Annotated in this window: 20 protein-coding genes; all 20 read right to left on the bottom strand. The window is 47.8% G+C overall.

The features are described from left to right. Positions 1-25 precede the first annotated feature (25 nt). The 20 genes from LDN30_RS05745 to LDN30_RS05650 all read right to left on the bottom strand — a co-directional run bounded on the left by LDN30_RS05745 (position 26) and on the right by LDN30_RS05650 (position 12,059). Positions 26-571 (bottom strand): hypothetical protein, encoded by a 546-nt coding sequence (locus tag LDN30_RS05745; protein WP_223928958.1) that lies wholly within the window; start codon positions 569-571, stop codon positions 26-28. Between the two features lie 204 nt (positions 572-775). Then, a complete protein-coding gene (locus LDN30_RS05740; RefSeq protein ID WP_223928957.1) occupies positions 776-1,372 on the bottom strand; it encodes a hypothetical protein in 597 nt (198 codons plus the stop codon). Between the two features lie 49 nt (positions 1,373-1,421). After that, positions 1,422-2,504, bottom strand: coding sequence for a hypothetical protein (locus tag LDN30_RS05735; RefSeq protein ID WP_223928956.1), 1,083 nt, complete (start codon positions 2,502-2,504; stop codon positions 1,422-1,424). Positions 2,505-2,540: 36 nt separating this feature from the next. Next, positions 2,541-3,860, bottom strand: a complete 1,320-nt coding sequence (locus LDN30_RS05730; RefSeq protein ID WP_223928955.1) for an ATP-dependent Clp protease proteolytic subunit — start codon at positions 3,858-3,860, stop codon at positions 2,541-2,543. Between the two features lie 229 nt (positions 3,861-4,089). Then, a complete protein-coding gene (locus tag LDN30_RS05725; RefSeq protein ID WP_223928954.1) occupies positions 4,090-4,737 on the bottom strand; it encodes a hypothetical protein in 648 nt (215 codons plus the stop codon). A gap of 33 nt (positions 4,738-4,770) precedes the next feature. After that, positions 4,771-5,076, bottom strand: a complete 306-nt coding sequence (locus LDN30_RS05720; RefSeq protein ID WP_223928953.1) for a hypothetical protein — start codon at positions 5,074-5,076, stop codon at positions 4,771-4,773. Positions 5,077-5,091: 15 nt separating this feature from the next. Continuing rightward, positions 5,092-5,499 carry a hypothetical protein gene (locus tag LDN30_RS05715; RefSeq protein ID WP_223928952.1) on the bottom strand — a complete coding sequence of 136 codons (408 nt, stop codon included), beginning with the start codon at positions 5,497-5,499 and terminating at the stop codon, positions 5,092-5,094. A gap of 2 nt (positions 5,500-5,501) precedes the next feature. Further along, positions 5,502-5,795: a hypothetical protein gene (locus LDN30_RS05710; protein ID WP_223928951.1), complete on the bottom strand. Its 294-nt coding sequence runs from the start codon at positions 5,793-5,795 to the stop codon at positions 5,502-5,504. 16 nt (positions 5,796-5,811) lie between these two features. Beyond that, on the bottom strand, positions 5,812-6,081 hold the full coding sequence (locus LDN30_RS05705; RefSeq protein WP_223928950.1) for a hypothetical protein: 270 nt from the start codon (positions 6,079-6,081) through the stop codon (positions 5,812-5,814). 227 nt (positions 6,082-6,308) lie between these two features. Beyond that, positions 6,309-6,857, bottom strand: a complete 549-nt coding sequence (locus LDN30_RS05700; protein WP_223928949.1) for a DUF1281 family ferredoxin-like fold protein — start codon at positions 6,855-6,857, stop codon at positions 6,309-6,311. 1 nt (position 6,858) lies between these two features. After that, the gene (locus tag LDN30_RS05695) at positions 6,859-7,050 is read right to left on the bottom strand and encodes a hypothetical protein (protein WP_223928948.1); all 192 of its coding nucleotides are present in this window, start codon (positions 7,048-7,050) and stop codon (positions 6,859-6,861) included. A 4-nt stretch (positions 7,051-7,054) separates the two neighbouring features. After that, the gene (locus tag LDN30_RS05690) at positions 7,055-7,492 is read right to left on the bottom strand and encodes a DUF7659 family protein (protein WP_223928947.1); all 438 of its coding nucleotides are present in this window, start codon (positions 7,490-7,492) and stop codon (positions 7,055-7,057) included. Positions 7,493-7,510: 18 nt separating this feature from the next. Continuing rightward, complete coding sequence (locus LDN30_RS05685; RefSeq protein WP_223928946.1) at positions 7,511-7,873, bottom strand: hypothetical protein; 363 nt, start codon at positions 7,871-7,873, stop codon at positions 7,511-7,513. A gap of 1 nt (position 7,874) precedes the next feature. Then, positions 7,875-8,702, bottom strand: a complete 828-nt coding sequence (locus tag LDN30_RS05680; protein ID WP_223928945.1) for a hypothetical protein — start codon at positions 8,700-8,702, stop codon at positions 7,875-7,877. A gap of 1 nt (position 8,703) precedes the next feature. Further along, complete coding sequence (locus tag LDN30_RS05675; protein WP_223928944.1) at positions 8,704-9,027, bottom strand: hypothetical protein; 324 nt, start codon at positions 9,025-9,027, stop codon at positions 8,704-8,706. Positions 9,028-9,174: 147 nt separating this feature from the next. Then, positions 9,175-9,639, bottom strand: coding sequence for a hypothetical protein (locus tag LDN30_RS05670; RefSeq protein WP_223928943.1), 465 nt, complete (start codon positions 9,637-9,639; stop codon positions 9,175-9,177). Positions 9,640-9,838: 199 nt separating this feature from the next. Next, positions 9,839-10,972 carry a hypothetical protein gene (locus tag LDN30_RS05665; RefSeq protein ID WP_223928942.1) on the bottom strand — a complete coding sequence of 378 codons (1,134 nt, stop codon included), beginning with the start codon at positions 10,970-10,972 and terminating at the stop codon, positions 9,839-9,841. 12 nt (positions 10,973-10,984) lie between these two features. Beyond that, positions 10,985-11,287, bottom strand: a complete 303-nt coding sequence (locus LDN30_RS05660) for a hypothetical protein (RefSeq protein WP_223928941.1) — start codon at positions 11,285-11,287, stop codon at positions 10,985-10,987. A 107-nt stretch (positions 11,288-11,394) separates the two neighbouring features. Next, the gene (locus LDN30_RS05655) at positions 11,395-11,670 is read right to left on the bottom strand and encodes a hypothetical protein (protein WP_223928940.1); all 276 of its coding nucleotides are present in this window, start codon (positions 11,668-11,670) and stop codon (positions 11,395-11,397) included. Between the two features lie 47 nt (positions 11,671-11,717). Next, a complete protein-coding gene (locus LDN30_RS05650; RefSeq protein WP_223928939.1) occupies positions 11,718-12,059 on the bottom strand; it encodes an SH3 beta-barrel fold-containing protein in 342 nt (113 codons plus the stop codon). Between the last annotated feature and the right edge of the window lie 15 nt (positions 12,060-12,074).

Here is a 12,074-nt window from a genome sequence, read left to right as displayed (position 1 = left end):
GAGTGCAACGGGTTAATATTGAAGATTACTCTGCTGCTTTAGCGGCAGGCTTTTTCTTAGGAGCAGCAGCTTTCAGCTCCTCCAGTTCTTTCTTCAGAGCCTCTTTCTCTGCGTTAGCAGTCTCGAGGTCTGCCTTCAATGTCTCGATCTCGATAGCAAGTGCGCCATCGTCAGAACCACCGTCACCTTCGGAACCTGCTGCCTCCAGCTTCGTCTGGGCATCAGCGAGTGCAGCCTTGGTTTCCTCCAGTTCTGCCTTCGTAGCGTTCAACTCCTCCGTGAGCTTGTTCACGCTCTCAAAAGCCTGCTTACGGTCTTCGTCAGCCTTCTGGTAGGCTGCGGCAAGTCCCTCGATGTCTTGGGGAGTGGGAGCCTCGCCATTCTTACGTGCTTCCACGCGGAGAGCGTAATCTGCAGGATAGCTCAGGAAGTCGTCAATGGCTTTAGGGAACTCTGCAAGGTGCGCCTCGGCAACCTCGTCTGGAATGTTTGCGTTCGCATAGAACTTGTTCGTACCCTTGGGGTGAATAACAATACCTGCCTTGAGTACATAGTTGGGTTTCTTAGGCATATTTCCTGTTTTTTTAAGATGTGAATAAATTTCCAAATAAGCGTCACGATAGCAATCACTACAACCGCTTCTACGAACCTTCTTACTGAGTAAGTTGGAGTAGAGTCTTTCTATATAAGCCCTGTCGGAAGTTGAGAAGCCGCTGTCAAAACGGCTCCTCATTTCCTTTAGGTTACTCATTATTTCAGCGTAGTCCTGCATCGTTTATTCGCCTGCTTGTACTGAACCTGTTTCAAGAGACTGGATAGCGGCGCGAGTTGCAGCCACAGTCTCACTGAAGAAGAATATTCCACTCTTAGGAGCGTTCTCCTCAATAAGTGTAACTGCCCAGCCGCCATCGGTGTCCTCGCTGTACTTGTCGTTGGTAATCTCGGATGCCGTGAGACCCTGCTCGAGTCCGTAGATCTCGAAGGTGTTCTTGTCATCCGCACCCTTGTACTTGTTCTCGAAGATGAAAACAAATCTGCCGTTGGCAAGCTGGTCGATGACTTTCGATGAAACGTCAGGACCAGAGTCAAGAACTACGATAGACGCTGTCTTGTTGAATTTGTTGCGATATGTGCCAGCAACCATTGCGGTCTGCGTTCCGGTGAACGGAGTCTTACCTGGTACATGTACACGGTAGGCACGTCCACTGCGCAGCGCAAGCTGTGACACAATATTGCCAGTCTGCGTCAAAGAGTCGAAGTCAATCTCATCGTAGTTGATAAGCCAACCTGTATTCTTCAAACCACTCACCTGTGGCTTATCGCACAGACCTGCTATGTCTTTCGCGAGTTTGAAATCACATGTTTCTGCCATATCATTACAATTTTATAAGATGAATAAAATGGGGTAGCCACCCCTTTGATTAGATGGCTACCTGTACGAGTTCGTCTTCACCGATGATGGTACCGAGGTTAGACTCAGCAAAGATGAAGTTGTCACGCTTGCGGTCGTCGAACTTCACGGTAAGAGAGGCAAGGCGCTGCTTGTCTGACGTACCTACGAAGAGGTTGCTCGGAGAGCAGAGCACTGCACGGTGAGGGCAGTTCAGCGTTGTACCGTTGTCCTCGAACTTGCGGATGAGACGGTCCCAGATGTCGAGAACGACAATCTTATGACCATCATACTCAGAAAGACCGAAGCCGGCACTTACGTACTCGAACGGCATTGTGGTCTTACCGTACTTGTCAACCACGTCATTACGCAGAGCCTTGAACAGAGAGCTGGTCATGAGGACTGCGTGATCCTTGTAGTCGAAAATACGAGAGTCAGCATCAGAGAGGAGGTCGTCAACGATACCGATGGCAACACCGCTGGTACGGATTGCAGTCTTCTGCTTTGCCTTGGTGTTCTCGGCATTTGCTGCGATAGCAGTCTGCTGTCCTGCGTTGCCTGCGATGATTGCCTGGAGCTTCTTCCAGAAACCGTCACAAGACTTGAGAAGGTTGGGGTTGATGGTGTCCGTGATTACACCGCCACCAGTGGTATCGACACCTGCATTGGTGCAGTTCTTTGCCGTCTTGTCACCGAACCAAGCGAGGCGCCAGAACATTTCGGTGATAGCCTTCTGGAGCAGGGGCTGGAGAACCTTATCGAAGTAAGGAGTGTTGGTGATGTCTGCAGCCTCGGTGCCTGTGTTCATGCCATACTTGGCAAGGGTGTTCTCCAGGTCCTCATAGCAGATGGTCTTAGGGATGCGCCACTTGCCGAGGTCCCAAGTCTTCTCGATGCCAGTAATCTGGATGCTTGAGTACGTAGGATCGCAGCCACCGCCAGGAATACCGACATCACCCATGCTATCGAGATAGCCGAGCTTCTTGCCGTGCTCCACACCAGTGAGCATTGTAACGACACTTTCAAAGTCGGGGTCGTTGAAGATAGAGGTGAACAAAAGTTCACTAAGGTCGCGAATCGCGCCATTATCGACTGTAAACTGTTCGAAGTTCATAATTATACTTTTTTAATGTTTGTTACTTGTTGATTACTACTGAGCCTTAGCCTTACGCTTAGCCTCATTCTTCTCACGCTGCTCACGGAGAGCCTTCTGGGCACGTGTCTCGCCCTGCTCGCCTTCGCCACCGCCTGCATGTTCTACGAACTTGCGGTTTGATGTCGTGAAGGTGCTTGACATACCCTTGAGGTTTTCGAGCCATGCCTTGCCACCAGCCTTAGCCACGATGTCGAGGATTTCGGTTTCCTCCTCGGTCTTAACCTTTGACTGCAAGTCTGCCTTCTCTGTTTCCAGCGCAGTCTTGTCAGCCTCCAGCTGAGCCTTGTCGTTAGCCAGAGCTTCCTTCTCGGACGTGAGAGTGTTCACCTTTTCGGTGAGGTCTTCTACCTGCTGGGTCAGTTCGTCCACCTTAGCCTTGAGGCCTTCAGCGTCTTCGCCATCGCCATCACCGTTTCCGTCACCATCACCGTCGCCTTCGCCGGCAGGAGTGATAGACTCAATGATTTCGTCAGCGATTACAATGGTGGTACCATCCTCCAGAACGTATGTTCCGTTGGGATAAGCCTTGTCGCCTACCTGGGGGTCACCATCCTCTCGTTCTACGGTAAACTCTGTACCGTCAGCAGCGGTAATCTTCTGATCGAGAACCTTCACGTCCTCAATCTTGGCGATACCAGCCATTGAGAGCAGCTTCTTAAAGAGGCGGTTCTCAATCTTGATCTGTTCTTTTGCCATTTTCTTTGATTTAGATGAATTTGATTTCCTGTCTGTGTTCGGAGCGAGAGTTGATGCGATAAAGCCAAGTTCTGCCGCACGAGACATATCAACATACTTATCCTCGTTCATAAGAGCCTGCAACTCGTTACGGTCGGCTCCAGTACGCTCGACGTAAAGGTTGAGTATCTTATTCTGCTCCTCGATGAGCGATATTTCCTGCGCAGTGAGCTTTGCCTTGAGCTTCTTGATCTCATCTGCCGTGAGTCTGTCTGTTGCCCAAAGGTCAAGCCAAGCAACTGCCGGATTGTGGATGCACATTCTTGCGTTCTCGAAGCCGAATCTCCGTTCCTTCGGAGCGGCAAGAAGTATGATTGTTGCCATTGAAGAGCACTCGCCCTCAATGGTTGCAGAAATCGTCTTGCCGGAATTACGCAGAGCGTCATAGATAGCCCATCCTTCAATGCAGTCTCCGCCAGGACAGTGAATCCGGATGTCTATCTCGTTGTCGCCCTCCTCCATGGAGTCAAGGAACTCTGGAATGTCTTTGTAGCAGACACCGTCCGTGCCATACCAGTCCTGCAGAAAGACCTTATCTTCCTCGTTGACAATTTCGTTGTAGATTCTTAGTTTCGCCATTCTTCTTTTTACGTTTTGGTCAATACCCCACAGCAGAAATGGGGAAAATGTTAATTTCTTGCACAAAGGTACGTTATTTATAATCGCGCAAGAGAGAAACCTCTCAAAACATGGTGAACGTCTCCGTTCAGTCGTGGCTATGAATTTTCCTTGAAAATAAAAGGCATAACCCGAAGATTATGCCTTGATAAATAAGAATCTTATAAAAATACACTAAACACTATGATTTCTACTCTTTCCTGTCTTTTTGCTGCTCCAGGGCTTTGAATATAGCCTTATAAAGCGCATTTTGGCTCACGGTGGGCAAGTCTGCGATGTTAAAGTCGCCTCCTACGTCATAATGGTTGCCTACAACACGGATTTCTCCATAGGATGCGTAAGCATAGTCGAGATTCGCCGTGCGCTCACCATATTTCTCATGACAATCGTCAAAAAGCGGGACAACCACGCTTGTTTCTTCAAAATCAAGACCATCTTCCATTTTTTCAAGAGCCTCCAGCACTTCATCCTCCCTCGATGGCTTATTCTTGTCAATTAGCTCGTCCGGCTTGAAGAAAAATGCGAGTTTAACATCAAAACCTTCGACAGTTATCTCGCAAACAGTAGAGCGGTTGTCATCATCGTCATTTTCCAGCTGCTCCAACTCTTTCTTTATCTCTTCGGCAGTCCTTACGTCCTTCTTGCCGTACACATTGCGGATATGGGCAATATTTGAGCCAAAATCGTAGTCAACAACGAATAATGAGCCATGCTTCCAGAACGTTTTCCTGTTTCCGAAGTCATCACACGTGTAACACACATCGTCAGCGAAATCTTCCAGTATATTCTTGTTGTCTATCGGGGCAATCTGCCAACCTTCATATTTACTTTGTTCCATAGTCCTTTCTTTGTTATGATTTGTTATTCCTCCCTAATACTTGTTCACCACTAAGCCCTTACTGCTCATTGAGAGACTGTAGCCAGCCTTTGACAGTTCGTCTATCACCTTGCCGTTGCTCTCTTGGATGAGTATGTCGTATGTGTTAGAATAGTTGTCCTTTACCGGCACGATAAACTGAGCTTTGCAGTTGTTGCTGGTGGCGATGAGCATTACCGCCTTCACGAAGTCCTCCACGCTCATGTTTAGATGCATGCCGTGACACACACCATTGACATGAGTATTGATAATCTCGCAAACCATTGCGCCAAGTGCGCTGTTGTCTTTCATTTTATCCATAGTTGATGTTGCTATTTATCGTTTCTTGTTTATCCAGGGATTGGTACCATTCTCGATACCCTCCATGATCTTTTTGTCAATATACTGAAGCATGCTGCTTCCCTGCTTCTGCGAGTATTGCTTGTATAGTTCCTCGTCTGAAATCACAAGGATTGACATCTGCTGGTTCCTTTGGATTGCTCCGTTCCAGTCCACACCGCTCATCCATGAGATTACAGGCTGCTTGATGTTAAGGATGTTGTAGTTCAACACAGACTCTGGTCTGTCAAAGCCAAACCATTCATTCACTGTCCTTACGGGCGAGCTTCGGTACATGAACTTCTTTGTCGGTCCCTCGCCTACGCTCTCACCGATGACAAAGTTCACATCTATGTATGATGAAGCATCAATCCCGAGTGCTTGGAAATATTCTCTTACTTTCATATTCAATCCTCCAGTTTGAAAAGATAGATGATACACAATCCGCCATTCTCGTTGTCCGTCTCGTCGGTCGCGATGGAGTAAACCTCTGCTTCTTCACGCTGGATCATGCGCTCCATGTCCTCGCGGTTCACCGTGTCTCCATACAGATAGACGTACTTACCTTCTGGCACCTGCTCGGCAGGCTGATAGCCAAAGAAAGACTCGAAATCAAACTCATTGTCCACCTCTATGATGTCCATGCCCTCAGTATTCTGGTGGTTCTCTACAATCCACTTCAACATTGCGATAGCTTTCATAGTCTGTCCTCCTTGGTTATTTGTTCATCATGTCAGCAGGGAAAGAATTGAAGAAGTCAACCTGTGGCAGACCTGTCTTCTCGTGCTTGTTGTCGAAGTCCACTTTCAGTACGCAGTACTCCTGGTACTCAGGCATCCACTTGCATACGAAAACGGCTTCCGGCATGCGGTCATTTGTCCAGATGTTCATCTTCTTACCCTCGCCATTGTAGCCAGTGCCATCCCATCCGGTCATCGTAATCTCGACTTTCTTTGAAGTCTCTTTGAAGTTCTGAATCTGTCTCATTGTGTTTAGAGTTTTAAGTGATAACTTATTTATCTTATTTGCTACTGCAAAGATACGACAATTTTATCAAATATGCAAACTTTTGAGCAATTATTTTTATCAAATATGCAAACTTTTTTCACTGATAGACAATGAGTTAAACAGTTAAGCCACCTCGATCTTCACAGACAGAGGTGGCAGTGCAAATGATAAATAGTCACTCGGAAACTCCAAGCAACAGGAGGTAGTCAGTCAACAACCTCCATTTCGTGGATGCAGAAAACCTCATCCACTTTTTCATCGGAGAGCATGGTGTCCCAGCCATTGAAGTCGGTACCGAGGTGCCGATTGACATAGTCCATTACCTCCTTCCTACCGTTGATATATTCTGTTTCTTCGTCTGATGTCACTATAATCTCATCAGGGAAGTATGTGTGCGTTGAGTCGTTGGTCTCGTATATATTGAAGCCCAGTTCCTCCGTGACGTAGTACATTTCCAATCCGAACTTTTCTGCAAGTTTCTGGAAAACCTCGTTGCAAGCGTTCCAGGCTGTGTCAGTATAAAAGTGCAGCTCTCCTTCCTTCACGTCCTTACTGCTGAAATCCCATTCACCACGACAATATATATCCCTCCAGTCCTTGCCGAGTACATCTTGTACAATGTACCCAATCCAGCGAGGTTCGAGCGGCACTCTTGTCCTCTTGGTGTCTTTGAGCTTCTGGAGTACGGAACGTAATTCGTTTACCTTATCCTTATCCCCGACAAGGATGTAAGATGTAGAACACAGGTTTGCCATATCACATTATCCTTTCGTACTTGGTTACCGGCTGATGGTTCATGTCGTAAACATAGACATTATCGTAGCCATTCGTCTGCGCCCACCGCAAAGCTGTTTGCGTAAGGCTATCCGCAGGACCGATTTGAATTATCTGGCAGTCTCGATTGAATGCGCCAGGACGTGCAGTGAAGTAGTAACTTGTCTTTGCCATGTCACTATTGGTTTTCGTATTTGTTCAGTCGCTTGATGGAGTCAAGTGTTTCCTTTCCCCAAATGCGGACGATGATACGTGCAGGTTCAAGGTCTCCGTCCCAGCTGATGAAACTCTCATGGTTGTTGTATTCGTAGAGGTACACTTCATAAGGGTCGCATTTCTTGCGCTTCTCCTCTCTGATTGCCTCCATGTCTTCAGTGAACTTCTTCAAGCCCTCCTTCGTGCCACAGAGTCCACCTCCGTAGTGGAACACTTCCTTGTCCTCCAGTCCGAGCTCTTTTCGCTTTTCCTTCACACCCTCGTCATTGAAGGCGAAGAATATCTCCGGGTTATTGTACTCATACTCCTTTTGGCAGAGTTCTTTATATGTGTCTATTGTCTGAGCATCCTTGATGACAAGATAGCCATCACGCTCCCAGTCTCTTGTATATGATACCATAGTAATTGAATTTAGATGTTAGTTGAATGCCTTGGCTTGTTCCGATATTCCCTTGAGCCACTTCTCGTAGCCCTCAAAGTCCTCAACGCTTCTTCGGTGGGTGAACGCACTGCGGTACTTTTCATCCTGCCTGTGTATATCTATCTCTTCGTCCACATCAAAGGCTTCATAGATAGACTCCAGTTCGTCCTTCCACCAGTCGGGATCGTCCATATCCCTGTCACGTCCGTCAATGAGGTGTATCATGTCAACACCCCCGTCAGTCCATTGCTCCATTTCGATGCCGATGCACTTGCCACCTTCCTCGCTACGGCTGTGACCTATATTGTTCTCGTCCAGGAATGCCTCGCATCGCTGGAGAATAATCTCTTGCTTTTCCATGTTATTCGTAGTTTTCGTAATACCAGTCCGTGTCCTCACCATGCTTCTTCATCATGATGTTATGGGTGATGCGCTCCTGCTCGTCCTCGTCAGCATCGGAGAACTTTTCACGCACCCACTCGCGCAGGCTTGCACGCTTCATTTCAAGCGTTATGATAGGTCGGTTGACCTTCTGCACCGGGCAGACCTTGAAGATAGCCACATCGAGAATGTTGTCATATCTTGAGTCCCACACGACTTTCAGCACATCGTAGAGGTCGTTGAAGTTCAGTCCGTCAATGTATGCGTAGATAGCATCGAGGAGCATTGTCTGGTCAATCCTCACGAAACGAGGGTTGGCAAACTCCATCTTCTCGCCAGTCCATATTGACACGCTGTAAGAACGACCATAGGCATTGTTGTGCTCGTATGCCTTGATGACGTGACCAGCACCTTGGTACTTGCGACCACCCTTCACCACACAAGGAATGCCGTACTCCTCAACGTTCAGTTTCACCCACCATGGTTCCGTGAAGCTGGCAGGTGTTGCCTCGCCCTTGAGGTATTCACGGATGGCAGTGGCACAACGTTTCTTGACATCGTCACTTGCACCATGGATGCTTGGGTAGTCATAGTGGAAATCTCCACAGTAGCCTCTGGTAGTCCACTGACCGAAAGCCAGCTTGTTCGTGCTTGGGTTGAAGTAGAGGAAGTTGGTGTCGGAGTCATCGTAGTAGTTATGGTCGCGCTCTATGATAAGGTAGAGTCCGAGTCCTTCCTGTCGGAGGTCAGGACGCTCCAGTTGCACCTTGCTAAAGGTGCGCACCGGAAATAGGTCAAACTGGCTCATGTCACTCTGCTGTTACGATGTACGGTTCAATCTGCTCCTTGAAGAGTTCGTGAGTCCTGCTAACCATGCGGTCAAGACTCTCCTTGTCCAACTCGTCAAGCCATGCCTCACATTCTCTGGTGGTGTAACCCTCGGTGCGCTGGAGACGGAGGAACAAGCGTCCTCGGTGCTCCGGAATGGTTGTGCAATCGGCAAGGGAGTAAATGCCCCATTCCTTGCCATCGTAGTTAACGACTCCAGCGATGCAAAATACAAACTTCTCATTCTTGAGCCTCGCCTTTGCGTAGCGAGTGAGAATTTCTAATGACTGTGCTTTTGTTCTCATATGCAACGATATTATTTTTGATTATCCAACTTGGCTTCAATGCGTTCAAGCAATTCAACTAACTTCTCGACTCCAGTAGAAAGTCTCTTGACGCTTCTTGCGAAGTCCTGCTCTTCTCTTGTGAATGGCGAGTTCATGTCTGTTCAATTAAAGCTGGTTGATAACATCTTCTGTAGTTCCCTGGCTGAGCCACCAGCCTTCTCCGAGGTCATTGTTTGCTCCGTACTCCTCCATGAGGTCGTAGATCTGTTCGTCAAGCTCCTCGTCAACGTCAGCGAGTTCCATGTTCTGTGAACCGAGAATGGCTTCCACCTCTCTTACGCGCTTCATGTCAACATTCCCTCTGACATATTCCACTGCCAGCTCGAAGTCCGTTGCATCGAGGAAGATGTGCTCGTTTTGCCATTCTGCTTCCTCTCGCTCGTCATCAAACTCCTTGTCGATGAGGGTGAGCATCAACTGCGGAATCTCTTCGTCAAGTTGTGATGACTCCATTTTCATGTAGCGGTTGAAGATACTTGCGTAGGTGTCAAGACGTACCTCGCGCTTGATGTTCTTAACTTCCTCTTCTGAGAGGTTGTACTTCTTTGCGATGTTCTTTAAAGTTGTCATAATGTTTGGAGTTTTAAGTGATAACTTATTTATCTTATTTGCTACCACAAAGGTACGACAATTTTATCAAATATGCAAACTTTTGGGCAATTATTTTTATCAAATATGCAACTTTTTTTCGTTGATAGACAAAGAGTTAAGGGTTGCCAATCCTCGTGGAAAGACAACCCTTTCTGTGACATTGAATGCTCGCCTGGACTTACTTGGCGGCTCTGAGTTCTTCGTATGACACATCTACCACCCTCGATGCTGAGTAGTAGGAGTTGATGGTAAGCTGTCGCTGCCATGCCATATTGGAGGGCGACCATCGGAAGCCGTTGCTTTTGAGCTTGCTGATAGTCTCCCTGTCTGGCTTGCCATCAAAGATGATTTGCAGGCGGTCAGCAGCGAAGTTCTTGACGATGGTGTAGCCATCTTTCTTTATCTCCACATTCTCGCGTCCGGCAAGTGCCTCCGTCCTTGCAATCTTCTTTTCGCAGAGTTCCTGTAACTGCCAGAACTTGTGACGTGATGTGAAGAGCGGCTTCTTCAGCTTCTCGTTCCATTCTTTGATGCGCTCAACATACCGATCGAGCAGTGCCTTATCGCCATTCTTGGCAAGAGTCTCTGCTTTGCCGTAAAGAGAATTGACAAACAAGGCACGGTGATAGGGCGCGTTATTCTCATCGATTTCCTTGATGTTCTTCGCTGTCTCGTCTAACCCGGCACACACTGTCGCCCAGCGCTCTTCGATACGCTGTTCCTCCGGCTTCTCCCTCTCGATGGCACGCTCAATAGCCTTGATGCGCTTTTCTCGCCATTCTGCGAAGTCGCTGCAGGCTTTATGATAGGAGTTGTTTGCCTTCTCGTTCCTTCTGACGTTGAAGTTCGCAGGACCTGTTACGAAAGAGCTTGCAATCCGGCTTTCCTTTGACAAGATGTCTGCCACCCATTGCTGGAACTTGGTACAATACTCATCCTGGTATTCGGCTGGTATCTTCTCCATGTCAGAGTTGAGCTCATCCTCATAGCCGTGAATCTCCACTCTGGCGGCACGTTCCGGGTCGTGTGAGGACCACTGGTGGGCATTGATTGCGGCTTTATAGAGGTCTGCGAGGTGACGCTTGCCGTTGAACTCTACGACCTCATACTGTTTCATGATGGCGGTTGCATCCACATTGATCTTCACGACCTCTCCTGTGGACTCGTTGGTGAGGACGTGGTAAACATTGTCATACAAGCCGGCACCACGCTCTTTGTAGCCTCTTGGCTCGAACTTGTAAATGACTTCCGGCACGACTGTCTCTCGTACCTTGACTGCTCTGTTGCAGTTGAAACTTGTTAGAATTTCCATGATTATTACATTTTAGTATTTCAGTGCTTTCTTGTTCTCTATTTCTACCTCATCGCCATCCTCATCGTAGGCGACAATCTCCGTTATCTCAGCATCGTCAAACTCGTAGTATGAGAAATACTCTATGTTTGGCGGTGGCACTTCTGTATGAACCATTCGCTCCTCATGCAACGTAGCCCATAGCGTGAATGTGATGAAAAGCAATATGCTTCCCACTTCAATCTCTATCTCATGACCAGTGGAGTACTCATCGTCGAGGTCGTAGTTCTCAATCGTGTCATTGATTTGCTCGATGGTTTCTTTGGAAAGTATCATATCTTATTTGCTTTTAGAAAGAGGGGGAGACCACTTGCGAAGCCTCCCCCGATGCCGGCTCGCAGTTTTAGTTAAATCATGGCAGCTATTGAGCGAGCGAGCATTTGTTAGTAAATATGAACGAATGCGTGTGGGTAACCTCCCGACTCACGGGCTCCTACCCAGAAGTTAAGGTGACGACCTCTGCAGAAGTCCACTACCTCCTCCATGTGGTAGATAGAACCGCTTGTGTTCATTGCCCCAGGAACTACCTCGATGCCCGAGGCTCCGTTTCCACCGTCCACGACGTTAACTTCACATGAGCATTCCTCAGTGGTGTCACCGATGTAGCTCTTCAAATCTTTGGCGAAAGTGGTCGCCTGTTCCGAATTTAATTTTGCCATAGTTATATTGGTTTGAGTTATAACCTATCAAGGTTAGTTGTCAATACTCAAAGGAGCGATGCTACTGTGAAAGAACGGAATGCCTTACGCTCCAGATCGAAGTAACGGATGCAGCTTGCAGGACTTGCATAGCCAGTTCCCTTGAAATCGTACTGGTACATGTTGTTGGCAAGCGTGCCGACTGCTTGGCGAATCTCTCCGTTGGTCTTTTTGAAAACGAACTTCACGACACCGAGAGCCATCTTTGCTTTCAGCTTGTAAGCCTTCCATGCCTTTGCGAGAGCTTCTGCCAAGTCCTTTGCCTGCTTGCTCTTGAGAACCTGCCAAGCGGCTTTCATTACCATACTCTTGTTAATTCTCACGTTGTTCTTTGATGTTGTAGTTGCCATAATGTTTGGAGTTTT

This window comes from Prevotella lacticifex, assembly GCF_019973375.1.
GTDB lineage: Bacteria > Bacteroidota > Bacteroidia > Bacteroidales > Bacteroidaceae > Prevotella > Prevotella lacticifex.
This window is presented reverse-complemented; position numbering and strand designations above follow the sequence as displayed.